This window comes from Methylobacterium sp. AC690, assembly GCF_979256535.1.
The window spans coordinates 64,760-89,520 of sequence record NZ_CEEDOX010000013.1 but is presented as its reverse complement, the minus strand read 5'-3'; the positions used below and the strand labels follow the sequence as shown (position 1 = coordinate 89,520).

The following is a 24,761-nucleotide window of genomic DNA, read 5'->3' as shown; positions in this document are numbered from 1 at the left end:
TTCCTTCCGGACGGGGGACGGGCCGCGCCGACGCGGTGTGCGGCGGACCCTCGGTGCGGCACAGGAAGATGGGTGCGGCAGGAGACAGGTCCAGGGGCGGTTTCCCCGCTCCTTCCGGGGCCTTGGGCCGATCCGGACTTGTCGGGCCGGGCGTCGCCCCCCATTGATGCGGGTGAGCCTTTCTCGTCGCGCGCCTTCGAGCCGATCCCGACCCGAGCCGCGCGATCGTACCGAAACCCGAGCCATGCGCCTCGACGTCACCGATCTGCGCGCCTTCTATGCGAGCCCCCTCGGGGGGGTGACGCACCGCATCGTGGCGCGCGCGATCCACGGCTTCCTCGGCTCGGTCTCGGGCCTGCGGGTCCTCGGGCTCGGCTATGCCACGCCCTATCTCGGCCCCGTCCACGTCATCGCCGAACGGACGCTGGCCTTCATGCCGGCGACGCAGGGCGTGGTGAACTGGCCCGGCAGCGGCCGCTCCTGCTCGGCCCTCGCCGACCCGACCATGATGCCCCTGCCGGAGGCGGCCGTGGACCGGGTGATCCTCGTCCACGCACTGGAATCCGTCGAGAGCCCGACCGAACTCCTGCAGGACGTCTGGCGCGTGCTGACCCCGGGCGGCCGCATGATCCTGGTGGTGCCGAACCGCCGGGGCGTCTGGGCCCGGCGCGACGCGACCCCCTTCGGCCATGGCCAGCCCTACAGCCGCTCGCAGCTCGCCCGGCTGATGCGCACCACCCAGTTCTCTCCCGAGGGCTGGGCCGAGACCCTCTACATGCCCCCGGTGGAGAACCGGCTGCTGCTGCGCACGGCGAGCGCCTGGGAGCGGATGGGCACGAGCCTGTCGCTGCCCTTCGCCGGGCTGCACGTGGTCGACGCCACCAAGCAGCTCTACCGTCCCGTCGCCGTGCGCCGGGTGCGCAAGGTGGCCCGCCTCGCACCGGCCCGCGTGCTGGTGCCCGCCCCCTCGCCGGGCTGAGCGGATGCTGAGCCTCATCGCCCCCGAGGCGGCCCTGCAGAGCTTCGTGCTCGCCTTCTCCTCGCTGTTCTCCATCGTGAACCCGGTCGGCTCGTCGCTGATCTTCGCGCAGGTGACGGCCCTGAACTCCCATGCCGAGCGCCTGGAGCTCGCCAAGCGCATCGGCTTCTACGCCGCCCTGATCATGCTCTCGACGCTCTGGGCCGGCGCGCCGATCCTCAACTTCTTCGGCGTCTCCCTGGCGGCTCTGCGCATCGCCGGGGGCCTCGTGGTGGCGGCCTCGGCCTGGACGCTGCTGACGGCGCCCGAGGCGCGAGAGGCGCGCAAGCAGGCGGAGGCGACCCGGGAGCCGGCTGGAAACTTGGCCGGGAACCCGGCCGGGAGCTCGGTCGGGAACTTGGCCGAGATCGCGTTCTTTCCCCTGACGCTGCCCTTCACCACCGGACCCGGCACCATCGCGGTGGCGATCGCGCTGGGCTCCAACCGTCCGGCCCCGGGCCCCGACCGGATCGGCTTCTACGTCGGCATGTCCCTGGCGGCGCTCGCCATCGCCGTGCTCGTGCGCTTCACCTACGGCTCGGCCGACCGGGTGGTGACCTGGATCGGCCCCGTCGGCGCGCGGGTGCTGGGGCGCCTCTTCGCCTTCCTGCTCCTCTGCGTCGGCACCCAGATCACCGTGAACGGCGTCACGGACGTGCTGGGGCCCCTGCTGGCGCAGGCGGGGCGCTGATCCTTGTCCGCTCCGTCCGGAGGCTGTACCGCAACGCGCACGCGGCAGTGGGCAACAATCTCTGGAGGCTGAGGACGATGCGGCTCGTGGTGGTCGGCGCCGACGGGCGCATGGGACGGATGCTGATCCGCGCGGTGGCGGAGACCGAGGGCTGCACCCTGTCGGGCGCCATCGAGCGCGCCGGTTCCCCCGCGCTGGGGCAGGATGCCGGCACGCTCGCGGGCCTCGCGCCCCTCGGCGTCGCGGTCACGGACGATCCGCTGCCGATCTTCGCGGCGGCCGAGGGCGTCCTCGACTTCACGGCACCGGCCGCCACCACCTTCTTCGCCGAGCTCGCCGCCCAGGCCCGCATCGTCCACGTGGTCGGCACCACGGGCCTGCAGGAGGACGATCTCGCCAAGCTCTCGGCGGCCGCCCACCATGCCCGCATCGTGCGCTCGGGCAACATGTCCCTCGGGGTGAACCTCGTCGCCGGCCTGGTGCGCCGGATGGCGGCGGCCCTCGGGGAGGATTTCGATATCGAGATCGTCGAGATGCACCACCGCATGAAGGTCGACGCCCCGTCCGGCACCGCCCTCCTCCTCGGCGAGGCGGCGGCGGCGGGGCGTGGGGTCTCGCTCGCCGACACCCGGGTCTCCGCCCGCGACGGGCATACCGGCGCCCGCCGGCCCGGCGACATCGGCTTCGCCACCCTGCGCGGCGGTACGGTGGTGGGCGACCACAGCGTGGTCTTCGCCGGCCCGGGCGAGCGGATCACCGTCAGCCACCATGCCGAGGACCGGGCGGTCTTCGCCCGCGGCGCGGTGCGGGCCGCACTCTGGGCCTTCGCCAAGCCCCCCGGCCTCTACGGGATGGACGACGTTCTCGGGCTGTAGAGACATCCGAACTTGAGGAAGTTCATGGGTTGTCAGGCGTCGCCAGGCATTCATACGGAGCCCGCACCGGGCCGGCACGTTTCGTCATCTGCCGTTCAGACTTACGCGCGCATGAGCCGCCCGATGCGCGCTCGCTGCGCTGCACCATCGCCCTGTGCCCGCGCCTCTGCCGAGGCCGTGCCGTCTCAAAGACCAAGAGGATCATCCCCCGATGGATCGCCTTCTCGTCCTCGCTCGTCATGGCCAGAGCGAATGGAACCTCAAGAAGCTGTTCACGGGCTGGCGTGATCCCGAGCTGACGGATCTCGGCGTCGAGGAAGCCCGCAATGCCGGGCGCTGGCTCAAGGAGCAGGGCTACGGCTTCGACGTGGCCTTCACCTCCAACCTGAAGCGCGCCCAGCGCACCTGCGCGCTGATCCTGGAGGAGATGGGCCTGGAGGGGGTCGAGACGATCCGCAACGAGGCGCTGAACGAGCGCGATTACGGCGATCTCTCCGGCCTCAACAAGGACGACGCCCGCGAGCGCTGGGGCGACGCCCAGGTGCACCAGTGGCGCCGGTCCTACGACGTGCCGCCGCCCGGCGGCGAGAGCCTGAAGGACACCGCCGCGCGCGTGCTGCCCTACTACATCCAGTTCATCCTGCCCCGCGTCATGGCGGGCGAGCGCGTGCTGGTGGCGGCCCACGGCAACTCCCTGCGCGCCCTGGTGATGGTGCTCGACGGCATGACCACGAAGACCATCGCCAGCCTCGAGATCGCCACCGGCATCCCGCTCGTCTACCAGCTCAAGGCCGACACCACGGTGGAGAGCAAGACGGTGCTGGAGCACGACATCGACCATAAGGTCTGACCACGGCACCGATGGCGTCCCCTGATCCGGCCGGGATCGTCCTCGTTCCCGGCCTGCTCCATCTGCCGGGCTACCTCGACGCGGCGGCGCAGGCACGCCTCGCCGCCGAACTCGCGACAGCCCTGAGGGCCGCCCCGCCCTACACGCCGCGGATGCCCCGCACCGACCAGCCCTTCTCGGTGCGGATGTCGAATTGCGGGCCCCTGGGCTGGGTCTCCGACCGGGCGGGCTACCGCTACCAGGCACGCCATCCCGTGACCGATACCCCCTGGCCGGATATCCCACCCACGGCGCGGGCCGCCTGGGACGCCCTGTCGGGGTATGGCGCTCCGCCCGAGGCCTGCCTCGTCAACCTGTACGAGGCCGACGCCCGCATGGGCCTGCACCAGGACCGCGACGAGGATGCCCTCGACGCGCCCGTCCTCTCGCTCTCGCTGGGCGCCACCGCCCTGTTCCGCTACGGCGGCCTCCGGCGCTCGGACCCGACCCGCTCGGTGCGCCTCCGGGCCGGTGACGCGCTCGTGATCGGCGGGCCCGCACGGCTGATCCATCATGGAATCGACCGCCTCGTCCCGGAGGCACCGGACCTGCTCCAGGGTACCGCCCCCGGGCCGGTGCCGGATTTCCTCATGCCGGGCGGGCGCTGCAACCTGACCCTGCGACGCGTGACGCGGCCCCCGGACGCTTGACAGCGGCGGGGTGTTGAGCCGACCCATCGCGACAGCCTCAGCGCCGGACCGCTCCCGCCACGGGACGGGCGGCGGACCTTGACCAGCGGACCTTGCCCGGCGGACCTTGCCCGGTCCGAGACCGGGGCCTTGCGGAGATTCGATACGATGCGTCTGCGTAACCTCGTTCGTCCCGTTTCCCTCCTGGTCCTCGTCCTGGGGCTGGCAGGACCCGCCCTGGCGGCCGACCCCGTCTTCCCGCCGAGTTCGCGCTTCGGCTTCGACCCGCCCTCCGACATGGTCTCGTCCAAGCGCTTCTCCGGCCTCGAGCGGCTGGAAGGCGGTGCCACGGTCTCGGTGGTCGAGCTGCCGGCCAACGCCTTCGCCGACCTGGAGACGAACTTCACCGATGCGAACCTGAAGGCCCAGGGCTTCATCGTCACCAGCCGACAGGCCATCAAGGTCGCGGGCGACGTCGACGCGGTGCTGTTCACCGGCGAGCAGCCGGCGGTGGAATCGGCCGGGACCCCGGCGATCAAGAAGTGGATGCTCCTCGTGGGCGACCCGACCGTGACCGGCATCATCATCGCGCAGGCGACGCCGGATGCCGAGACCGAGGAGACCATGAAGCGGCTGCTGACTGGGATCCACATCCGGCCGGCGCTGACCCTGGAGCAGCAGGTCGCCGCCCTGCCCTTCCGCATCGGCAACGACGCCGGCTTCCGTCCGGTGCGGGTGCTCGCCGGCAATTCGGTGCTGCTGACGCAGGGCACGAAGGACGAGATGCTCGGCCTGGAGCAGCCGATCCTGGTTCTGGCCCAGGCGGTGCAGCCGCCGCCGGCCACGGAACAGCGCGACGCCTTCGCGCGGGCGGCGCTCTATTCGAACCAGACGATGAAGGACTTCGTGATCGAGCGGGCCCAGAGCTACCGCCAGAACGGCGTCGACTGGCACGAGATCGTGGCGCGCGCCGTGGACACGGCCTCCGGCACGCCGGTGGTGATCTCGCAGACGATCCGCTTCGCGCCGGACGGCTACCTGCGCGCCGTCGGCGTCGTGAAGGCCGAGAAGCGCGAGGGCGTGCTGGCGAAGTTCCGCGAGGTCGTGGACAGCGTGCAGCTGCGGTAGGGGCACGCCTCCCCGCCCTCCACGGGGCGGGGGTGGTCGCCCGGGCGACGGGTCGCGTGCCGACCGTTCGGCCGGTTGCCCCACAGGCAGGGGGTGCAGGATGTCAGACCGTCGGCGGCTCCGGATTCCGGGCTCGCCTGCGGCGCCCGGACCGACGGCACGCTACCCACCTGCGATCCCCCTCCCCGGGCGGAGAGGGGTGGTGCTGCGCTTTAAAGGCGCGTCAGGCGGCGTCGGCCGGGTTGGCGGCGGTCGGCTTCGGTCCGCCCTTGGCCACGCCCACCAGGGCCGGGCGCAGGACGCGGTCGCCGATGATGTAGCCGGCCTGCATGACCTGCACGACGGTGCCGGCGGGAACCTCCGGATCCGGGACCTCGAACATGGCCTGGTGGCGGTTGGGGTCGAAGCGCTGGCCCTTCGGCTCGATCAGCTTGACGCCGTGCCGCTCCAGGGTCTTGGCGAGATCGCGCTCGGTGAGCTCGATCCCGTCGATCAGGGCCTTGAAGGCGCCGTCGGCACCGGTCCGGTCCGCTTCGGGAATGCTCTCGAGGGCCCGCCGGATGTTGTCGGCCGAATTCAGGAGATCGCGGGCGAAGTTGGTCACCGCGTAGGCGCGGGCATCGGCCACCTCGCGCTCGGTACGCCGGCGCAGGTTCTCCATCTCGGCCAGGGTGCGCAGCACCCGGTCCTTCAGCTCGTCGCGCTCGGCCACGAGGGAGGCCAGCGCATCGGCCTGCATCGCCTCGCCGGATCCGGCAGACTCGGCCTGCGCGGCCCCTGGGGTCTCCTCGACCGCCTGGGCCGGGTCGCGCCGCTCATCGTGCATGTCGTTCGCCATCATGTGGTTTCGTCGGAGATTGTCGGTGTCGGGGTTGGCGCTGATATCAGGCGGTGACGCCCTGAAATCAAGCGCGCAGCGCCGCCTCGCTTCCCGCACGCCTCGGCTCAGGCCTCGCGCGGGGGCGGCGAGTCGATCAGCGCATCGAGTCCTTCGGCCCGGAGCGCGGCCACGTCGCTGGCGAAGACTTCCATCACGGCCGTCCGAATCGCCACCTGGCGGTCGGGCTGGGTCACCCGGGTGCCGGTGAGGTCGGTGACGTAGAACACGTCCACCGCCCGCTCGCCGAAGGTCGCCACATGGGCCGAGGTGATGTTGAGGCTGAGCCGGCTGAGCGCCGTGGTCAGTTCGTAGAGGAGGCCCGGGCGGTCGAGGCCGGTGATCTCGATCACGGTCTCGCGGCTCGACAGGGCATTGTCGATCGCCATGTCGGGCGGCACCAGGAAGGTCCGCGACCGCTCGCTCGGCGGGTGCTTGTCGGCCACGAGGTCGGCGATGCGGATCTCGCCGCGCAGCGCCTTCTCGATCGCGGCGGTGATGCGGCCGGCCCGGCGCAGCTCGTCCTCGTCCCGCTCGAAGGCGCGCGAGATGAAGATCGAATCGAGGGCGAAACCGTCCGTGGTGGTGAAGATCTGCGCGTCGACGATGTTGCCCCCCGAGGCCGCGCAGGCCCCCGTGACGATGGCGAGCAGGCGCGGATGATCCGGCGAGTAGATCGTCAGCTCGGTGACGCCGCGGACCGGATCGGTCTCCGTGGCGGTGGCCACGGTGCGCCCCTCGGCCGTCAGCGCCTTGACGAAGCCCGCGTGCTTGTACTGGCGGGTGGTGTCGACCTTCAGCCAGTAGGCCTGGTTGTGGCGCGCCGCGTAGGCGTCGAACAGCTCGGCCTGCCAGTCGCTGAGCTGCTCGCGCAGGGCCATCTGGATCAGGCGGACCCGGTCGGTGCGGGCGATCTCCGAATGGCCGCCGGAGAGCACCACCTCGGTCTCGTCGTAGAGGGTGCGGATCAGGGTGCCCTTCCAGGCGGTCCAGACGCCCGGTCCCACGGCCTTGATGTCGGCCACGGTCAGGATGGTGAGGAGCTTCAGGCGCTCCAGGGTCTGCACCACGCCGGCGAACTTCTCGATGGTCTTCGGGTCCGAGAGGTCGCGGCTCTGGGCGGTCATCGACATCAGCAGGTGATGCTCCACCAGCCAGGCCATGAGTTCGGTCTCGGCCGGGGTCAGGCCGAAGCGCGGCCCGAGCTTCTCCGCGATGGCGGCGCCCGCGATGGAATGGTCCTCGGGCCGGCCCTTGGCGATGTCGTGCAGCAGCACGGTGACGTAGAGGGCGCGCCGGTTGCTGATCGTGTTGATCAGGCGGGTGGCGAGGGGGTGCTCCTCCTCGGTGCGCCCGGACTCGATGGCCGAGAGCACCCCGAGGGCGCGCAGCAGGTGCTCGTCCACCGTGAAGTGATGGTACATGTTGAACTGCATCATCGCGACGATGCGGCCGAAATCCGGGATGAAGCGACCGAGCACGCCGGCCTCGTTCATCAGCCGCAGGATCGTCTCGGGCGAGTTCTTCGAGGTCAGGATGTCGAGGAAGAGCCGGTTGGCCTCCTCGTCCGCCCGCAGGGAATGGCCGATCAGGCGCAGGGCGCGGTTGGCCGCCCGGGTGGCGTCGGGGTGGATCGGCAGGTTGTGCCGGTCGGCGAGCCAGAACAGCCGGATCAGGTTCACGGGGTCGCGGCTGAAGGCGTCCGTGTCGCGCAGGTTGATGCGGCCGTGATCGTCGACGAAGTCCTCCGCCTCGATGGCGGTGGCGCGGAAGCGGTCGCGGAACCGGCCGATCCAGCGGTCGAGCACCGGGGTGCGCTTGGCGTGGCGCGCCTCCAGGGCCGCGCAGACGATGGCGGTGAGGTCCCCGACCTCCTTGGCGATCAGGAAGTAGGCCTTCATGAAGCGCTCGACGCCGGAGAGCCCGCCGCGGGGCTCGTAGCCGAAGCGCTCGGCGATCTTCGGCTGCAGGCCGAAGGACAGGCGCTCCTCGGCCCGGCCCGTGACGAAGTGCATGTGGCAGCGCACCCGCCACAGCAGCTCGTCGCAGCGCTCGAACACCCGGTACTCCTCGGGCGTGAACAGGCCGGCGGCCACGAGCTCGCTCTGGTCGCGGACCCGGTAGGTGTACTTGGCGATCCAGAACAGGGTGTTGAGGTCGCGCAGGCCTCCCTTGCCGTCCTTGACGTTGGGCTCGACGAGGTAGCGCGAGGCGCCCGCCTTCGAGACCCGCGCGTCGCGCTCGCGCAGCTTCGCCTCGACGAATTCCGGTGCGGTCCACATCACCAGCTCGGTGTCGAAGCGGGTGACGAGCTCCTCGAACAGGGCGCGGGTGCCGAACAGGTAGCGCGCCTCGAGGAGCGAGGTCCGGATGGTCATGTCGGCCCGGCCCTCGCGCAGGCACTCCTCCACCGAGCGGGTGGCGTGGCCGACCTTCAGCTTGAGGTCCCAGAGGACGTAGAGCATCGCCTCGACGACGCTCTCGGACCAGGCGGTCTGCTTGTAGGGCAGCAGGAACAGGAGATCGATGTCCGAGCCCGGGGCCATGGTGCCCCGGCCGTAGCCGCCGGTGGCCACCACGGCGAGCTGCTCGCCGGTGGAGGGATTGTCGTTCGGATAGAGCCGCCACACCACCGCGTCGTGGATGGTGCGGATCACCGCGTCGGTGAGGCGGCTCAGGCGCTGGGCGCAGGCGATGCCGTCGCGCTCCTCCAGGAGCCGCGCCTCGGCATCGGCGCGCCCGAGCTCGATCACCCGGCGCAGCTCCGGCACCAGGACCGCCCGCAGGCGCGTCGCCTCGCGGGCGTCGCGGTCCAGGTTCTCGAGGATGTCGTGGAGGGCGGCGACGGCGTCGAACATGGCCAACCCCGTTAGCATGTTGGCAGAATGACGCCAGCGGCATCACCGCGCGGGTCCCGCGCAGCGGCGGGATCGCGACGCGTTTTCACTCGCGTCCCGCGCCGTCGCGGCGTTCTGCGTTCCGGCCAGCGATGATCCGGCGGGCCACGGTTGCGCCGCAAGCCGGCGCTAGCGCTGCGTCGTCTCCGATCCGAACCCTGCCGCCCCGCGCACCTCAGCATTCACGAAGGCTCCCGATGCGTTCGATCCTGCCTCCGATGTCCGTCCGCCCCGCCCGGGCCCTCGTCGCTCTGGCCGGCCTTCTCCCGGCCCTGGCCGCGCCGGCTTGGGCCGCTTCCTTCGAGTTCGTGCCGGCGCCCCAGATCGACCTCAACCGGGTCTATCGCGTCGACAAGGTCACGGGCGAGGTGACCTCCTGCCAGTACGGCCTGCGCGAGGGCGCGGTGGGCAGCGTCGGCGTCACCGTCTGCTACGGCGCCGGCGAGGGTGCCAGCGCCCAGGCCCCGTCGGAATACGGCCTGGTCGCCTCCCGCCACACCCGCGAGGCGGGGGTGTTCCGGGTCAATTACCGCACCGGCGAGATGAGCATCTGCTACGTGCAGCTGCAGAAGGAGGCGGTGGTCTGCACCGCGCAGGCGAATCCGGCGAGCCCGGGGGCCGACGAGGCCCCGGCCACCGGCGCCGCGCCGGGCCGGGTGGGTCCGAGCGCCACGCCGCCCCAGGGCGCCCGTCCCTGACCGAGCCCTCTCCCGACCGCAACCCCTGGCACGCCGCGTTGGACCGTCCGGCCCGGCGTGCTAGGGGCACCGGGCACGCCGGCCGGCCGCTGGCGCGCCCCAGTCGATTCGCCCCTCGCCCGAGCCTCCCATGCCGCACGCCTTCCCCCTCCCCGCCGCCGGAGCCTTCGCGTGAGCGGGCCGGATCTGCGCCGCGCGGCGGCCGAGGTCGCGGTCGGACTGGTGACGCCCGGGATGCGGCTGGGGATCGGAACCGGGTCCACCGCCAACGTCTTCGTCGAACTCCTGGGGGCCCGCGTCCGGGATGGCCTCGACGTCGTCGGCGTGCCCACCTCCGAGGCGACCCGGGTCGCGGCCGAGGCCGCCGGCATCCGCCTCGCCACCCTGGACGCGCTGCCCGAACTCGACTTGACCATCGACGGCGCGGACGAGATCGACGGGGCGATGAGCCTCGTGAAGGGCGGCGGCGGCGCGTTGCTCCGCGAGAAGATCGTCGCCTTCGCCAGCCACCGGATGGTGGTGATCGCGGATGCCGCCAAGCGCGTCGAGACCCTCGGGGCGTTCCCGCTGCCGATCGAGGTCAACGCCTTCGGCCTCGGCGCCACCCGCCGGGCCGTGGCCGCCGCCCTGCAGGCGAGCGGCTGCACCGGCCAGCTCGTCCTGCGGGCCCGGGACGGCACGCCCTTCGTCAGCGATGGCGGCCACCACATCCTCGACGCCCATCTCGGACGCATCCCGGATCCCGAGGCCTTGTCGGGTGCCCTCTGGGCCGTGCCGGGCGTCGTCGAGCACGGCCTGTTCCTCGGCCTCGCCACCGGAGCCATCCTGGCCGAGGCGCGCGACGGGCAGGCGGTGGTGAGCCGGCTCGGAACCGTCTGAGGGCGCTCACCCCATCTCCCGCCCCTCCCATCCTCCCCTTCGCCGAACCCCTCCCGGAGCGTCCGCCATGTCCCGCCGCCTCGCCGCCCTGGCCGCCCTCGTCCTCGCCAGCGCCCCCCTGGCCGCCCAGGGCCAAACCCCGGCCCAGAAGCCGCCGGCGGCCAAGCCCGGCGCCAAGCCGTCGACGCCCGCCGCCGCACCGGCGCCGAGCACGCCCGCCGCGCAGACACCCGCCTACTCGGCGAACCACTTGGCCCTCGCCCGCGAGGTCATGCTGAATTCCGGCATCGCCCGGTCGTTCGACTCGATCATCCCGGCCTTCGCCGAGCGGATCCGCCAGGGCGCCGTGACCCGGCCCGAGCTCTCCAAGGACCTCGAGACGGTGCTGACCTCCCTCGAGCCCGAGATGGAGCTGCAGAAGCAGGCGATGATCGACACCGCCGCCCGGATCTACGCCGCGCGCCTGTCCGAGGCCGAGCTGAACGAGATCGCGACCTTCTTCCGCTCGCCCGCCGGCAAGCGCTACGTCGAGACCCAGCCGCAGGTGCTCGACGAGATGGTCCAGGCCATGCAGAACTGGACCCAGGACGTCTCGGAATACATCATGGTCCGGGTCCGTGCCGAGATGGCCAAGAAGGGCCATCAGCTGCAGTAGCGGGCTTCGGGGCCCGGGCGGCGCGGCGGCCGGGCTTCAGGCCGCCGCCGCTTCGACGCGGTTCCGGCCGGGCTTCAGGCCGCCGCCGCTTCGACCCGGTTCCGGCCGGGCTTCAGGCCGCCGCCGCTTCGACGCGGTTCCGGCCGGTGCTCTTGGCCCGGTACAGGGCGAGGTCGGCCCGCTTGAGCATGTCGGCCGGCCCGACATCCTCGGCCCGGCGCCAGGCCACGCCGATGGACACCGTCACCGGCACCATGCGGGTGTCGCGCTGGATGGCGAACGGCACCGCCTCGATCCGCTCGCGGATGCGCTCGGCGATGGCGTAGGCCCCCTCGGCCTCGGCATCCGGCAGGATGATGACGATCTCCTCGCCGCCGTAGCGGGCCACGATGTCGATGCCGCGCGTATGGGTGCGGATGCGCTCGGCGAAGGCCTTAAGCACCTCGTCGCCGGCCTCGTGGCCGTAGGTGTCGTTGATGGACTTGAAGCGGTCGATGTCGAGCATCAGCGCCGCCACCGGACGGTTGCGCAGGGCCGCCTCGCCGAACAGCGCGCCGAGGTGGCTGTCGAGGTAGCGCCGGTTGTGAAGGCCCGTGAGGCCATCGGTGACCGCGAGTTCCATCGAGGCCTGGACGGCGCCCCGCAGGGCGTCCGAGAAGCGGCGGCGGCGCACCTGCGTGCGCACCCGGGCCACGAGCTCGTTCCGGTCCACGGGCCGCATCAGGTAGTCGTGCACGCCGAATTCGAGCCCCCGGATCACCCGGGCGCGGTCGTGCTCCTCGGCGATCATCATCACGGGCATCAGGCGGGTGCGATCGAGGGAGCGCAACTGGCTGCACAGGCGCAGGCCGTCGAACCCCTGGATGTCGAGGCTGACCAGGGTCAGGTCGAACGCGCCCTCCGCCGCCAGCACCAGGGCCTTGTGCGGGTCGGGCTCGACCGTCAGCGTGTGGTGCTGGCCCAGGGCCGCCGAGAGGCGGTCGGCCGAGCCGGGACGGTCCTCCACGAGGAGGATCGAGGCGTTGAGGCCGGTCTCGGCGGCGGCGAGGGCCAGGGGATCGCCGATCCCGAAATCCCGCGAGGCCATGGCGCGGGAGCGCAGCTCGTCCGTCACCGCCTTGAGGCGCACGAGGCTGCGCACGCGGGCGAACAGGGCCGTGTCGTCGATGGGCTTCGTCAGAAAGTCGTCCGCACCCGCATCGAGCCCGCGCAGGCGGTCGGAGGGCTGGTCGAGGGCGGTGACCATCACGACGGGCAGGTGGGCCGTGTTGGGATTGCTCTTGAGCCGGCGGCAGACCTCGAACCCGTCCATGCCGGGCATCATCACGTCGAGGAGGACGAGGTCGCAGAGGCCCTTCTCGCAGATCGTCAGCGCGTCGGGGCCGTTCATCGCCGCCAGGACGTCGAAGTATTCCATGGAGAGCTTCGTCTCCAGGAGCTTCACGTTCGGGAAGAGATCATCGACGATCAGAATTCGGGCCGACATCGGTCCTCGCGCAGGGTCGTACTACGGGCCATCGGGAAGGCTATGAGCGAGGCGGGCGGGTCAGGCGGTCCTGGCGTCGCCGAGATACTGTCGGACGGTGGCGAGAAACTTCGCCACCGAGATCGGTTTCGACAGGTAGGCTTCACAACCGCCCTCGCGGATGCGCTCTTCGTCGCCCTTCATGGCGAAGGCCGTGATCGCGATCACCGGGATGGCCTTGAGGTCGTCGTCTTCCTTGAGCCACTTCGTGACTTCGAGGCCGGAGACCTCGGGCAGCTGGATGTCCATGAGGATCAGGTCGGGGCGATGGGCCCGCGCGAGCTCGATCGCCTCGATGCCGTTGGCCGTCTTGAGCGTCGCGTAGCCATGTCCCTCCAACAGGTCGTTGAAGAGCTTCATATTGAGTTCGTTGTCCTCAACGATGAGCACGGTCTTCTTCATGGCCCGTTGTTCCCGGTGCGTGGACGGCCCATTGTCGTTCGACGCATGCCCCGCCTGAGGAGATTTAGCGGATACATGTTGACGAAACGCAAACCCAATAGCGGAGACGAATCCGCCGAAGGCGTGGCCCTGGCGGCCCTCGCCTGGATGGCCACCGACGACGAGCGCCTGTTCGCCTTCCTCAACGCCACCGGGGCGACGCCCGAGACCCTGCGGGCCAGTGCACAGGACCCCGGCTTCCTGGCCGGCATCCTCGATCATATCATGGGTGACGAGGCGACGCTCCTCGCCTGCGCGGAGGCCCTCGACACCAAGCCCGAGCGCATCGCCGCCGCCTGGCGCCGCCTCGGCCCGCCGGAGTTCGACGACGGGATGTAGGCGGGGCCGCGCGGCCGGATATCCCCCTGGGATTGTCCCCGCGAGGCTCGCCCCGTCCCCGGCCCCGCGCTATGGCTCGACGGCTTCGCGCGGGCGCCGTCCGCGCCGCGGGCCCCTCGATGCGGCCCCTCGCCGGAGACCCCTCGCCCATGTCCCTCGCCAGCCTCTCGACGACCTGGGCCCCGCGCCTCCTCAGCATCCTGCGCATCGTGGCAGGCCTGCTCTTCCTGGAGCACGGCACGCAGAAGCTGTTCGGCTTTCCCCTCCGGATGGGTGGGGGAGCGGGCCCCGCGATGATGTCGCTCCTGTGGTTCGCCGCCATCCTCGAAACCCTGGGCGGCGTGCTCATCATCCTGGGCCTGTTCACCCGGCCGGTGGCGTTCCTGCTCTCCGGCCAGATGGCGGTCGCGTATTTCATCGCCCACCACCCCAAGAGCCCGTTCCCGGCCCTCAACGGCGGCGATGCCGCGATCCTGTTCTGCTTCGTCTTCCTCTTCCTGGCGGCCGCCGGCGCCGGCCCGTGGAGCCTCGACGCGCAGCGCCGCGGCCGGTTCTGAGGCGGCCTCCGCGCGGGGCGCGGCTCAGGCGCTGAAGCGCCAGACGCTGCTGCGCTTGACCTCGGCATCCTCCAGGGAGCGGCTCACCGGCACCGTGTAGGTGGCGAGTTCGGTGAGCCGGTCGCGGGGCAGGTAGGAGCGGCCGGGATCGCCCACCAGCACGGTGGCGCCGCGCGCGTGCAGGCCGGACAGCCAGGCGGTGACCCGGGCGGCGAGGTCCTGCTCGTAGAAGATGTCGGCGGCGAGCACCACGGCGGACCCCGGATCGGAGCCGATGAGGTCGCGCGACACCGCCTCGATGCGCTCCGCCACGCCGTTGGCCGCCGCGTTGAGGGCGATGGCCGGGATCGCGAAGGGGTCGAGGTCGCTCGCCGTGACATGCTCCGCGCCGGAGCGCGCCGCCGCGATGGCGACGAGGCCCGAGCCGGAGGCGAAATCGAGCACCCGGCGTCCCGCCACGAGACCGGGATTGTCGAGGATGTAGCGGGCCAGGGCCTGCCCGCCGGCCCAGGCGAAGGCCCAGAACGGCGGCGGCAGGCCGATCACCGCCAGCTCGTCCTCGGTCTTCTGCCACAGCTCGGTGGCCTCGTCGGCCACGTGCAGGACGATCTCGGGCGCGTGCGGCACCGGGCGCAGCCGGGTGTTGGCCCGGATGAAGGCGAGGGGATCGGCCGACGGCGTCATGCGGGCGTTCTCTTGCGGGGCTTGCTCATGCGGGCGTGATCATGCGGGCGTGATCAAGCTGGCTCGATCATGCTCGGGCGAACTCGCCGTAGAGCGTGCCGGCGGCGACCGCGAGCCCGTCCGCGCCCGCCAGCGCCAGCGCCGTATCGGCCGGGTCGAGGCCCAGGGCGGCGGCCTCGGCCGCGGTCGCGCAGAGATAGCGGGTGGCCCGGGTGGCGAGGGGGCCCCGCAGCGCCCCGCGCAGGCCGAAGCGCGTCAGGCGCCCGGCGGCGTCCGTGCGGGCGTTCAGGGCCGCGAGGTCGCCGGGCTGGTAGATCCGCGCCGCGATTCCCGACATGGCCGCGGCCGTGCCGCCGACCACGATCGCCCGGAGGCCGATGGCGTGGAGGAGGTCGGCCTCCAGCGCTTTCAGGATTCCAGCGAGCTGGCCCGCCTCGTAGCCCGCCGCCATCGGGTTGAGCCGCGAAGTCCCCAGGGCGAAGGGAACCACCCGGGCGCCCGCCGCCTCGATCGCCCCGCGATGGGCGTCCACCCGCGTCACCACCGTCGCGGACAAACCGGCAGCCCGGGCCGCCGCCACGAGGGGAAGGTCGCGGGCCGCGAAGCCCGCATCGTCGGGGGCGAGGAGGACGAGGCGCCGGGATGCGGCGGCGGAAGCGGGGGTATCCATCGGACGCGATGTAGCACGCTCCGCCCGGAACGGGGCATGGCAGAGCGGGGCATGGCGGAACAGGGCATGGCGGAACAGGGACTAGCGCGGGCCCGTTGACGGCGAACCAGATCACCGCAGGGACGGGACCAGCATGGCCACGGCGCGCGACGAAGAGGGCACGGTCGCCGACCCGCGCGACGCCGCCGAGGAAGCGGGCCTGCGCTACGTCGACGACACCATGCCGGGCCTGACGCGTCGGAAGAGCGGGACGGGTTTCGCTTATCGCGACGCCCGGGGCCAGCCGGTGCGGGACGCGAAGACCCTCGCCCGGATCCGCGCCCTGGCGATCCCGCCGGCCTATACCGACGTCTGGATCTGCCCGCGGGCCAACGGCCACATCCAGGCGACGGGCCGCGACGCCAAGGGGCGCAAGCAGTACCGCTACCACCCGGATTTTCGCGCCGCCCGCGACCTCACCAAGTTCGAGCACGTCATGGCCTTCGCCGACGCGCTCCCGGCCATCCGCGCCCGCGTGGATGCCGACATGGGCAAGCGCGACCTTCCCCGTGAGAAGGTGCTGGCCACCGTGGTGCATCTCCTGGAGACCACGCTGATCCGCGTCGGCAACGACGATTACGCCCGCACCAACAAGAGCTTCGGCCTCACGACGCTGCGCGACCGGCACGCCCGGATCGCGGGTTCGGCGCTGACCTTTCGGTTCAAGGGCAAGAGCGGCAAGACCTGGGACCTCGGCCTCAAGGACCGCCGCGTCGCCCGGATCGTCAAGGCCTGCCAGGACCTGCCCGGCCAGGAGCTGTTCCAGTATCGCGACGCGGACGGCACCGTGCGCGACGTGACCTCGGCCGACGTCAACGCCTACCTGCGCGAGATCACCGGCCAGGACATCACCGCCAAGGATTTCCGGACCTGGGCCGGGACCGTCCTGGCCGCCCTGGCGCTGCAGGAATTCGAGGCCTTCGACAGCGAGGCCAAGGCCAAGAAGAACCTGCGCGCCGCCATCGAGGGCGTCGCCGCCCGGCTCGGCAACACGCCGACCATCTGCCGCAAGTGCTACATCCATCCGCAGGTGCTCGACTGCTACCTCGAGGGTGCGCTCCTCCTGCAGATCAAGGACGCGGTGGAGGACGAGCTGCGCGAGGACCTCACCGTGCTGAAGCCCGAGGAGGCCGCCGTGCTCGGCCTGCTCCAGGCACGCCTCGCCGAGGTCAAGGACGGCCAGGGCCGCGATCTCTCGACCGGAGCGGGAAGCCCCGGTGCGCGCAAGGCCACGCGCCGCCGGGCCACCAAGGCGGCGAAGTCCCTGGCTGCCCCGGCAGCCGCCGCAGAGGCGCCCGCGGCCAAGGAAGCGAAAGCCAAGGAAGCGAAAGCCAAGGCGGCGACAGCCAAGGCGGCGACAGCCAAGATGTCGAAAGCCAAGAAGCCGGCCGCGGAGGCGGGCCAGGCGGCCTGAGGCGTCGTCGACCGCCCGGTCCGTCCGGGACCCGTGTCGTTTGGGCACGCGGTCCTCGAGGCAACAGCCGCACCCCTGGACCGTTGGCGCAGGCTGTCGTCGAGAAGGAAGCCGAAATCCATGACCAAGGTCGCGGTCGTCACCGGAGGAACCGCCGGAATCGGGCTCGCCACCGCCCATCTCTTCGCGCGGCGAGGCTGGGCCGTGGTCGTCATCGCCCGCGATGCCGACCGCCTGCGCGACGCGGAGGCCGACCTGACCGCCTACGGCCGCCCCGTCCTGGGGATCTCGGCCGACGTCGCGGACGCGGAGGCGATCGACGCCGCCGCCGAGCGGATCGAGCGGGAGTTCGGGCCGATCCGGGCCTGGGTCAACAACGCGATGGCGACGATCGTGAACCCGGCCGACCGGATCACGCCCGAGGAGTACCGGCGCGTCACCGAGACGACCTACCTGAGCCAGGTCTACGGGACACTGGCGGCCCTGCGCCACATGAAGCCGCGCAACCGCGGCGCGATCATCCAGGTCTCGTCGGGTCTCGGCATCCGGGCCGCGCCGCTCCAGGCGCCCTACTGCGCGGCGAAGTTCGCGGTCTCGGGCTTCACCGACGCCCTGCGCTCCGAGCTGATCCACGATCGCGTGGATGTCTCCCTCAGCGTGGTCTACCTGCCCGCCGTCAACACCCCGCAGTTCAACTGGGCCCGCAACCGCACCGGCCACGGCCAGTACGCTTCCGATCCGGTCTACGATCCGCGCCTCTGCGCCGAGGCGATCGTCGCCGCGGCGGAGAACCCGAGCCGCGAGGTCTGGGTCGGCCACAGCACGGTGATGATGGCCGCCGCCCAGGCGCTGATGCCGGGCTACGCGGACAAGAAGGCCGCCACGATGTGGTCGGCCCAGCTCACCGACGAACCGGTGCCCGACAAGGCCGGCAACCTGTTCGCCCCGGTGCCCGGCCATGTGGGCATCGACGGGCGCTTCTCGGACCGGACCAAGACGACGCGCAGTGCCTACTGGACGAGCCGCGACCGCGACCTCCTCGTGGCCGGGCTGACCGGGGTGGTGGCCCTCGGCCTGTTCGGGGTCGCGACCCTGGCTCGCGCGCCGCGCCGCCTGCTGCCGCGGCGCTGAGGAGCCCCCCGGGCCGCCCCCTGCGACCCGGTCGCCCGCCGCGAACCGGATGCAGCTTCGGCGTCTTCACGCTATAGCTGCTTCAGGAGTCCCTGCCATCGGGGCTCCGCATCGCATGAGGGTTTGCCATGGAAGTCGACGCGCTCCTGCTCTCGCGCATCCAGTTCGGCTTCACCATGGCCTTCCACATCATCTTCCCGGCCTTCACCATCGGGCTGGCGAGCTTCCTCGCCCGCCTGGAGGCGCAGTGGCTCTGGACCGGCAACCCGATGTACCGGAACCTCTACCGGTTCTGGGTGAAGGTCTTCGCGGTCTCGTTCGGCCTCGGCGTCGTCTCCGGCATCGTGATGAGCTACCAGCTCGGCACCAACTGGTCGCGCTACTCCGACTTCACCGGCAACGTGCTCGGGCCGTTGATCCAGTACGAGGTGATCACCGCCTTCTTCCTCGAAGCGGGCTTCCTCGGGATCATGCTGTTCGGCTGGGACCGGGTCGGCGACAGGCTGCACTTCGTCTCCACCTGCATGGTGGCGATCGGCACCCTGATCTCGGCCTTCTGGATCCTGTCGGCCAATTCCTGGATGCAGACGCCGGACGGCTTCGTCGTCGAGAACGGCCGGGCCATCGCCACCGACTGGTGGAAGGTGATCTTCAACCCGTCCTTCCCGATCCGCTACGCCCACATGGTGCTGGGCTGCTTCCTCACCACGGCCTTCGCGGTGGCGGGCATGTCGGCCTGGATGATCCTGCGGGCGCGCAAGGAGCCGGCCGAGAAGGTGGCGGGGGCCCGTCTCTCGCTCTCCATGGCGCTCTGGTTCGCGGTGATCTTCACCCCGATCCAGATCTTCGTCGGCGACACCCACGGTCTCGCCGTGCTCAAGCTGCAGCCGACCAAGCTCGCGGCGATCGAGGCGAACTGGGACCGGCAGGACAACATGCCCCTGCTGCTCTTCGCGATCCCCAACATGCAGGCGGAGAAGAACGACTTCGAGATCGGCATCCCGCGCCTCGGCAGCTTCATCCTCACCCACGACTTCTCGGGCGTGGTGCCGGGCCTGAAGGACGTGCCGCCGGACCAGCGTCCGCCGGTCTGGCCGGTCTTCTATTCGTTCCGCATCATGGTCGCGATCGGCATGGCGATGCTGGGCTTGAGCCTGTGGAGCCTCTACCTGCGCTGGAAGGGCACGCTCTTCTCGAACCGCTGGTTCCTCAACGCGGCGATGCTGATGACCCCCTCCGGGTTCGGGGCGGTGCTGTTCGGCTGGTTCACCGCCGAGATCGGACGCCAGCCCTACATCGTCTACGGGCAGCTGCGCACGGCGGACGCCCACTCGCCCCTGACGGTCAACGCCGTGACGACCTCGCTGATCGCGTTCCTGATCGCCTACGCCTTCATCTTCGGGTTCGGCAGCTACTACCTGGCCAAGCTCCTGCGAAAGGGTCCGGAGCCGCTGGAAGAGGCCATCCGCGGCGGCGACGTGGCCCAGAAGCCCAAGCGTCCCCTCTCCGCGGTCAACGAAAGTCTGACCCCCGCCTGAAAAACGCTTACCTGCCTGAAAAACGACTTGCCCGCCCGAGGGGCGTCGCGGCCCGGCTCAGAGCCGGGCCACGGACTCGCTCGCGTGCTGTCCCCGGGGGCGGTCGCCGCCCGTCGAACGGACCGGAGCGGCATCGACCACCGGCGTGAGGCCGAGGTGGCGGGCCAGGGCGACGAGGTCCTTGAGACGCCCGGTCTGGGTCTTGCGGCGCAGGTTGAGGCGGTGGGTCTCCACCGTGCGCACGCTGAGGTTCAGGCGGCGCGCCACCTCCTTGTTGCTGAAGCCGGCGCTCAGGAAGCGCAGGATCTCGGCCTCGCGCGGCGTCAGGCCATCGGCCGGCGCTGCCGCCGCAGCCTCGTCCCAGGTCGGCTCGGCCGGGTTGGCGGCAAGGCTCAGGAGGGCCTCGCAGACGTCGCGCGGCGTCGCCGAGCGGGCGATGAAGGCATCGGCGCCCGCATCCACCAGACGGGTCAGCAGGCCGGCCCGCAGCACCTCGAAGCCGACGAGGACGGCGAGGCCCGGCGCCCGGCCCTTGAGCGCCGCGATCCGGCCGGCGAGGCCCGGCTCGGGCTCCGCGCCGACGAACAGCAAGGCGACCTTGCGCGACGGCCCTTCCGATCCGGGCGCGAGCTCGCCCTCGCTCAAGGTCTGCAGGCGCGGCTCATGCTCGATGACGGCGCGAAACGCGGGTTCGAGCCCGAGGGGCTCGCCGACGATCAAAACTCCCACGGCGTCATTCATGCCGCTGCACTCCCCATTGTCCCACCGCGACACACCGCGGCGTTCCCTGGGAGGTTCAGATCAAGTTCCGTTCCAGAGCTTTACTGGCCAAATCTCAGTCTGGATTCGGGCGAAATCCCCCGAACATTGCCCAAGCCGCGCGGAAATCCGCGCGGTACTTTGGTAAACGGCCGGATTTCGCGGTCGGATCGGGAAGCTTGGCGTTTCGCAACGGCACAGGGGCGTCGGCGGGTTAACCCTCGATTCGAGACAGGGTCGGACTCAGCCGGCGCGTGCCAGCACGAGGTCGGAGGCGGCGCTCACGACGCGGTTGCGTCCCGTCGTCTTGGCCTCGTAGAGGGCGATGTCGGCCCGCTTGAGAAGCCCCTCGATGGTGTCGCCCTCCGACCACTCGCTGACGCCGAAGCTGCAGGTGAGGCGGATCGGGACCCGGCCGCCGCGGATGCGCAGGGCTTCCATCGAGCGGCGCAGGCGGGTCGCCAGACCCTCGGCCTCGGCGCCGGTGCGATGGGGCAGGACGATGCCGAACTCCTCGCCGCCGAGACGGCCGACGAGGCCGTCGAGGGCGAGTTCGCGGCACACAGCCTGGATCGCCGCGTCGCCGACGTCGTGGCCGTACTCGTCGTTGATGCGCTTGAAGTGATCGATGTCGAGGAGGATGGCCGACATCTTGCCGTGATCCCCCACACGGTCGGCGGCATCGCGCGCTTTCTGCAGGAAGGCGCGCCGGTTGAGCAGGCCCGTCAGCGAGTCCGTGTCGGCGAGGCGGATCAGTTCGCTCTGCATCGTGGTCAGGCGCTCGGCGGCCCGCAGGCGGGCATGCAGCTCCTCCGGTCCCGGCGGCTTCTCGATGAAGTCGTCGGCGCCGCTATCCAGGGCCTCGGCGAGGTTCCGGGCGTTCCGGGCCGAGGACATGGTGATGACGTAGAGGGGACGATTGGCCTCGGCGAGCAGGCGGGCGGACCAGCACAGTTCGAGGCCGCCCAGGGGCCGAACCTCGAGACTGGTAATCAGCACCCGAACCGAGCCGGTATTCTCGACGAAGTTCAGGGCCTCGGCAGAATCGGTGAAGGCCGAGACAGTGTGCCCGTTGGGTTCGAGCAGCGCCGCGATCATCTTGAGCACGACCCGACTGGTGTCGACGAGGACGATATGCATGACGCGGCCTGACCACCTTCACGGTTCTTGACGTGAGAGTGGCACGAACAGATTAACCGCTTGCGAAAGCCGGCTCGAAGTCTTCTTCCCGCAACCGCCTTACCGGCGCGAGATCTGGACCGGCGAAACCCGAACGGGAATGACGCGGGCGCCACCGCCCGTCTCGGCGACCGGAGCCGCAGCCTGGAACGGCCCGCCGCGGGCCCGGGTCCGCTCGGCGCCGGCCGCGTCCGACCAGCGCCCCTGGCGGTTGCGCGTCAGAACCCGGGCGCGGCCCGGGGCTGCCGTGCGCAGCGCGGAGGGCTGCCCATCGATGACGTAGACCGTCGGCGTGCCGACCGAGGCGCTGCGGATCCCCGCCACCGTGGGGATGCCGTAAGTGCCGTAGCCCCAGGCGCTGGGCACGAGCTCGCTCGGGCGGGGGAAGCGGGTGAGCGGCGCACCGACATAGTCGCCGTGGAGCAGCGGCCCGCCATAGCCGTTCTCGGAACCGGCATAGGGATCCGTGCCGTAGGCGAGGTCCTGGCCCTGCGCCGTGCCGGCCAAGCCGGAGAGCACCAGGGTGCCGGCGAGGCCGACGACGCGGAGAGAGATTCCCCGGCGCGGCCGGATCTTCGAACAAGTGGTCATGCGGCGCCGAACTCCCACGCTGGCCGATTCGAGAAAGAACCGGCGGCCGCATCCGTCGTTCCCCAAATCCCGGCGGCGTTCAGCGTCGAAGAGTGCTTACAGGGCGTGCCGGCCAGGGTCCCCATCGGAACGGAGCAGCCCCGGGGCGGCGGGCGACCGGACCGATGACACGAAAAAACCCTGCCTCGCGGCAGGGTCGGGTTCGCCTCGGTGGTCTCGGTCCGAAGTCAGCGGCAGGTGGTGACGCGGCGAACGATCCAGCCCTCGCCCTCGACCCAGAGGCGCTTGCGCGAGCGGCTGCAATTGACCGATTCGTCCTCCGATTCGGTCACCGCCGCGACGGGGGTGACGGCCGCCGTCACCACGGCGGTCTTGCCCGGTCCCTGGTTGGCGACCGGGGCCGCCATGGCGCCGGGGACGAGAGCGCCCGAGAAACCGGCTCCTGTCAGAACCGTCCCTGCCAAGACGAAAGCGCCCACGATCGTGGACACGCGCAGTCGATTCGCTACCATCGAAAAGTCTCGCTCGCACATCCCTCGGTGGACGTGCCCTCAACATGTCGGGATCGTGCAACGGCGTGCCCAGCGGCGCGCGTTGCATCTTGGACTGTTAAGTCGCGAGAGGCCGGAAGGGTTGCAGTCAAGAGGGCGGACCGATCATGAATCCTTGAGCGGGATTTCGGATGCGGCCCGGACCAGAGCTCAGGGCAGCGCCGAGACGGAGATCATCGGCAGGGTGACCGCCAACTGGGTCACGGCCGGGCGTGGCAGGGCACGGTCCGACAAGACCAGGGCACCGAGCCCGAGGACCAGACTGAGAGCCAGGAGGCCCGTCTCGATCCCGCGATAGAACCCGTCCATCTCACACTCCCCGCGCGCCGACGCGAGGCCGTCAGCGGGCTCGCGTCGGCCATGTTCGGCCCGGGAGTGTGAGGGAATCGTAACCGTGACGGCTCAAGCGCGTCCGAGGGGGATCATGCGCGCGAGATCGGGCTCGGGCGGCTGCATCAGGGCCGCCGCGAGGTTGGCCTCCAGCACGATGAGGTCGCAATCGGGATCCGGCTCCCAGCCGCAACGGCAGCCCTGCGGCCCCTCATGGGCCTGGGCAACCTGCCGATAGAGGGCGCCGACGACGCGGGCCGCCACCTCCAGTGCCGAGAGGGCCGGCAGGGGCGCCCGGTTCAGGCTCTGCCAGAAAGCGCGGCGCAGGGCCTCGTCGAGATGGGCCTCGGGTGACGCGGGCTCGGCGCAGGCCGGCACCGGGTGGGGTGGGGCCTCCATCCGCTCGTCCTGCCCGCTCACGCCCGGGCTCCCGAGGTCCGGTCGGACGGGCGTTCCCGCCAGTGGGCCGGCACCAGGGCGGGATCCGTCTCCGGAGCGCCCGCCAGGGCGTCGATGAGATCGGCGAAGCGATGCAGCCGCAGGTCGAGGGCCGAGCCGTCCCACCAGGCGATCCGCAGAGCGCCGCGAAGCCAGTCCAGCATGCGTTCCATGATCCCGCTCTCCTCTCGCGATCAGCGTCGTTGAGAGAGGGTTTGAAAGCTTAGTCTCCGCTTGGCAAGCAATTCCCACAACATTGGAATTGATTGAATCTTGTACGCTGCGAACGATCTACTGTCTTCGATTTGGAAGAATTCCATGCGCTGGAAAAAACGGCGCGGTGGCGGGGGCTTGATCCTGCGACAGCGCGGTGCCGGGCGGTTCTCAGGCCCGGTAGGCCACCAGGATTGCCCCGGCCGCGATCAGGGCGACGCCGATCCAGTTCGGCAGGGTCAGGCTCTCGCCGAGGAGAATCACCCCGAGGATCGCCACGAGGACGACGCTGAGCTTGTCGAGGGGGGCCACTCGCGCCGCATCTCCGAGGGCGAGGGCCCGGAAGTAGCAGAGCCAGGAGGCGCCGGTGGCGAGGCCCGAGGCCACGAGGAAGCCGGCGCTGCGGCCCGGGATCGTCGCGAGGCCCGTCGCCTGCCCGGTGGCGAACAGGATCGCGCCGGTGAGGGCGAGGATCACCACGGTGCGGACGAAGGTCGCCACGTCGGGGGGCACGCCGGTGACGCCGACCTTCGCCAGGATGGCGGTCAGCGCGGCGAAGAAGGCCGAGAGCAGGGCCCAGAACCGCCAGGATTGCAGCAGCGCGCTCAGCATCACGACGGCCCGGCCGGTCTCACAGGATCATCCGCATGACCATGAGGCCGAGGAGCAGGCCGGCGAGACCGAGGACCACCGAGCCGAGAATGTAGATGATGGCCGCAGCCACCTCGCCGCGCTCCAACAGGAGGATGCCGTCGAGGGCATAGGAGGAGAAGGTGGTGAAGCCGCCGAGCACGCCGGTGGCCAGGAACAGCCGCATCGGCTGGCTGCCGCTGCGCATGGCGTACCAGCCCGCCAGCACCCCCATCAGGATCGAGCCCAGGATGTTGATGCCCATCGTGCCGTAGGGAAAGGCCGTGCCGAAGCGCAGGGCGGCGAGCCCGACGCCGTGCCGGGCCATGCCGCCGAGGCCGGCCCCGAGAAAGACGATGAGAAACCCCATGGCGGGTACGATCCCCCTGCAGCCGGCCGCCAGCCCGGCCCGGCGCTCAGGATACGCAGAAACTTCGAGCGGTTCGCCGTCGGGGCCCGGCTTGCCCCCGAGGTCCACAGGGCACGGACGGGATTT

29 protein-coding genes are annotated in these 24,761 nt (G+C 71.0%); 14 read left to right on the top strand and 15 right to left on the bottom strand.

What is annotated here, in order from left to right; all coding sequences use genetic code 11:
• Positions 1 to 244 precede the first annotated feature (244 nt).
• The 6 genes from AC0IY1_RS16325 (at position 245) to AC0IY1_RS16300 (ending at position 5,230) form a co-directional block, all read left to right on the top strand.
• Entirely contained in the window at positions 245 to 979 is a 735-nt protein-coding gene (locus AC0IY1_RS16325; RefSeq protein WP_055946221.1) for a methyltransferase domain-containing protein, read from the top strand.
• Positions 980 to 983: 4 nt separating this feature from the next.
• A complete protein-coding gene (locus tag AC0IY1_RS16320) occupies positions 984 to 1,709 on the top strand; it encodes a MarC family protein (protein ID WP_471770870.1) in 726 nt (241 codons plus the stop codon).
• Between the two features lie 77 nt (positions 1,710 to 1,786).
• Positions 1,787 to 2,584, top strand: a complete 798-nt coding sequence (gene dapB / locus AC0IY1_RS16315) for a 4-hydroxy-tetrahydrodipicolinate reductase (RefSeq protein WP_471770869.1) — start codon at positions 1,787 to 1,789, stop codon at positions 2,582 to 2,584.
• 211 nt (positions 2,585 to 2,795) lie between these two features.
• Positions 2,796 to 3,434, top strand: coding sequence for a 2,3-bisphosphoglycerate-dependent phosphoglycerate mutase (locus AC0IY1_RS16310; protein ID WP_055946230.1), 639 nt, complete (start codon positions 2,796 to 2,798; stop codon positions 3,432 to 3,434).
• Between the two features lie 11 nt (positions 3,435 to 3,445).
• Positions 3,446 to 4,123 (top strand): alpha-ketoglutarate-dependent dioxygenase AlkB, encoded by a 678-nt coding sequence (locus AC0IY1_RS16305; RefSeq protein ID WP_471770868.1) that lies wholly within the window; start codon positions 3,446 to 3,448, stop codon positions 4,121 to 4,123.
• Between the two features lie 147 nt (positions 4,124 to 4,270).
• Complete coding sequence (locus AC0IY1_RS16300) at positions 4,271 to 5,230, top strand: hypothetical protein (protein ID WP_103709049.1); 960 nt, start codon at positions 4,271 to 4,273, stop codon at positions 5,228 to 5,230.
• A 223-nt stretch (positions 5,231 to 5,453) separates the two neighbouring features.
• On the opposite strand, the gene grpE is transcribed toward AC0IY1_RS16300, so the two are convergent.
• Complete coding sequence (gene grpE, locus AC0IY1_RS16295) at positions 5,454 to 6,071, bottom strand: nucleotide exchange factor GrpE (protein ID WP_471770866.1); 618 nt, start codon at positions 6,069 to 6,071, stop codon at positions 5,454 to 5,456.
• 104 nt (positions 6,072 to 6,175) lie between these two features.
• Positions 6,176 to 8,965, bottom strand: coding sequence for a [protein-PII] uridylyltransferase (locus AC0IY1_RS16290; protein WP_055948511.1), 2,790 nt, complete (start codon positions 8,963 to 8,965; stop codon positions 6,176 to 6,178).
• A gap of 257 nt (positions 8,966 to 9,222) precedes the next feature.
• Between AC0IY1_RS16290 and AC0IY1_RS16285 the strand changes: the two genes are divergently transcribed.
• The 3 genes from AC0IY1_RS16285 (at position 9,223) to AC0IY1_RS16275 (ending at position 11,236) form a co-directional block, all read left to right on the top strand.
• Complete coding sequence (locus AC0IY1_RS16285) at positions 9,223 to 9,702, top strand: hypothetical protein (protein ID WP_055948513.1); 480 nt, start codon at positions 9,223 to 9,225, stop codon at positions 9,700 to 9,702.
• A 171-nt stretch (positions 9,703 to 9,873) separates the two neighbouring features.
• Positions 9,874 to 10,581 carry a ribose-5-phosphate isomerase RpiA gene (gene rpiA, locus AC0IY1_RS16280; RefSeq protein WP_471770865.1) on the top strand — a complete coding sequence of 236 codons (708 nt, stop codon included), beginning with the start codon at positions 9,874 to 9,876 and terminating at the stop codon, positions 10,579 to 10,581.
• Between the two features lie 67 nt (positions 10,582 to 10,648).
• Entirely contained in the window at positions 10,649 to 11,236 is a 588-nt protein-coding gene (locus AC0IY1_RS16275) for a DUF2059 domain-containing protein (protein WP_471770864.1), read from the top strand.
• A gap of 112 nt (positions 11,237 to 11,348) precedes the next feature.
• Here the strand turns inward: AC0IY1_RS16275 and AC0IY1_RS16270 are convergent, their stop codons facing one another.
• Positions 11,349 to 12,722, bottom strand: a complete 1,374-nt coding sequence (locus AC0IY1_RS16270; protein WP_471770862.1) for a PleD family two-component system response regulator — start codon at positions 12,720 to 12,722, stop codon at positions 11,349 to 11,351.
• A gap of 60 nt (positions 12,723 to 12,782) precedes the next feature.
• Positions 12,783 to 13,163, bottom strand: coding sequence for a response regulator (locus AC0IY1_RS16265; RefSeq protein ID WP_055946254.1), 381 nt, complete (start codon positions 13,161 to 13,163; stop codon positions 12,783 to 12,785).
• Between the two features lie 75 nt (positions 13,164 to 13,238).
• On the opposite strand from AC0IY1_RS16265, the gene AC0IY1_RS16260 reads away from it, so the two are divergent.
• On the top strand, positions 13,239 to 13,541 hold the full coding sequence (locus tag AC0IY1_RS16260; RefSeq protein WP_055946257.1) for a DUF3572 domain-containing protein: 303 nt from the start codon (positions 13,239 to 13,241) through the stop codon (positions 13,539 to 13,541).
• 149 nt (positions 13,542 to 13,690) lie between these two features.
• Positions 13,691 to 14,098: a DoxX family protein gene (locus AC0IY1_RS16255; protein ID WP_471770860.1), complete on the top strand. Its 408-nt coding sequence runs from the start codon at positions 13,691 to 13,693 to the stop codon at positions 14,096 to 14,098.
• 24 nt (positions 14,099 to 14,122) lie between these two features.
• Here AC0IY1_RS16255 and AC0IY1_RS16250 read toward each other — a convergent pair whose 3' ends face one another.
• Positions 14,123 to 14,782, bottom strand: a complete 660-nt coding sequence (locus AC0IY1_RS16250) for a class I SAM-dependent methyltransferase (protein WP_471770859.1) — start codon at positions 14,780 to 14,782, stop codon at positions 14,123 to 14,125.
• Between the two features lie 67 nt (positions 14,783 to 14,849).
• Positions 14,850 to 15,452: a hypothetical protein gene (locus tag AC0IY1_RS16245; RefSeq protein WP_471770857.1), complete on the bottom strand. Its 603-nt coding sequence runs from the start codon at positions 15,450 to 15,452 to the stop codon at positions 14,850 to 14,852.
• Between the two features lie 133 nt (positions 15,453 to 15,585).
• Here AC0IY1_RS16245 and AC0IY1_RS16240 point away from each other — a divergent pair, with 133 nt between their 5' ends.
• From AC0IY1_RS16240 to AC0IY1_RS16230, 3 genes are all read left to right on the top strand, one after another.
• Entirely contained in the window at positions 15,586 to 16,905 is a 1,320-nt protein-coding gene (locus AC0IY1_RS16240) for a DNA topoisomerase IB (RefSeq protein ID WP_471770855.1), read from the top strand.
• Between the two features lie 120 nt (positions 16,906 to 17,025).
• Positions 17,026 to 18,036, top strand: a complete 1,011-nt coding sequence (locus AC0IY1_RS16235) for an SDR family oxidoreductase (protein ID WP_471770853.1) — start codon at positions 17,026 to 17,028, stop codon at positions 18,034 to 18,036.
• A gap of 128 nt (positions 18,037 to 18,164) precedes the next feature.
• The gene (locus AC0IY1_RS16230; protein WP_055946273.1) at positions 18,165 to 19,574 is read left to right on the top strand and encodes a cytochrome ubiquinol oxidase subunit I; all 1,410 of its coding nucleotides are present in this window, start codon (positions 18,165 to 18,167) and stop codon (positions 19,572 to 19,574) included.
• 57 nt (positions 19,575 to 19,631) lie between these two features.
• On the opposite strand, the gene AC0IY1_RS16225 is transcribed toward AC0IY1_RS16230, so the two are convergent.
• The 9 genes from AC0IY1_RS16225 to crcB form a co-directional block, all read right to left on the bottom strand.
• Positions 19,632 to 20,315 carry a response regulator transcription factor gene (locus tag AC0IY1_RS16225; RefSeq protein ID WP_471770851.1) on the bottom strand — a complete coding sequence of 228 codons (684 nt, stop codon included), beginning with the start codon at positions 20,313 to 20,315 and terminating at the stop codon, positions 19,632 to 19,634.
• 261 nt (positions 20,316 to 20,576) lie between these two features.
• The gene (locus AC0IY1_RS16220; RefSeq protein ID WP_471770849.1) at positions 20,577 to 21,473 is read right to left on the bottom strand and encodes a diguanylate cyclase domain-containing protein; all 897 of its coding nucleotides are present in this window, start codon (positions 21,471 to 21,473) and stop codon (positions 20,577 to 20,579) included.
• Positions 21,474 to 21,572: 99 nt separating this feature from the next.
• A complete protein-coding gene (locus AC0IY1_RS16215) occupies positions 21,573 to 22,103 on the bottom strand; it encodes a hypothetical protein (RefSeq protein WP_471770848.1) in 531 nt (176 codons plus the stop codon).
• Between the two features lie 227 nt (positions 22,104 to 22,330).
• Positions 22,331 to 22,615, bottom strand: a complete 285-nt coding sequence (locus tag AC0IY1_RS16210; protein ID WP_471770847.1) for a hypothetical protein — start codon at positions 22,613 to 22,615, stop codon at positions 22,331 to 22,333.
• A 189-nt stretch (positions 22,616 to 22,804) separates the two neighbouring features.
• A complete protein-coding gene (locus AC0IY1_RS16205) occupies positions 22,805 to 22,963 on the bottom strand; it encodes a hypothetical protein (RefSeq protein WP_471770846.1) in 159 nt (52 codons plus the stop codon).
• Positions 22,964 to 23,056: 93 nt separating this feature from the next.
• A complete protein-coding gene (locus tag AC0IY1_RS16200) occupies positions 23,057 to 23,404 on the bottom strand; it encodes a hypothetical protein (protein ID WP_471770845.1) in 348 nt (115 codons plus the stop codon).
• Positions 23,401 to 23,595 carry a hypothetical protein gene (locus AC0IY1_RS16195; RefSeq protein WP_055946292.1) on the bottom strand — a complete coding sequence of 65 codons (195 nt, stop codon included), beginning with the start codon at positions 23,593 to 23,595 and terminating at the stop codon, positions 23,401 to 23,403. The genes AC0IY1_RS16200 and AC0IY1_RS16195 overlap by 4 nt, the downstream gene beginning before the upstream one ends.
• A 211-nt stretch (positions 23,596 to 23,806) precedes the next feature.
• Positions 23,807 to 24,244, bottom strand: a complete 438-nt coding sequence (locus AC0IY1_RS16190) for an EamA family transporter (RefSeq protein ID WP_471771030.1) — start codon at positions 24,242 to 24,244, stop codon at positions 23,807 to 23,809.
• A 22-nt stretch (positions 24,245 to 24,266) separates the two neighbouring features.
• Positions 24,267 to 24,635, bottom strand: a complete 369-nt coding sequence (gene crcB, locus AC0IY1_RS16185) for a fluoride efflux transporter CrcB (RefSeq protein WP_055946296.1) — start codon at positions 24,633 to 24,635, stop codon at positions 24,267 to 24,269.
• Between the last annotated feature and the right edge of the window lie 126 nt (positions 24,636 to 24,761).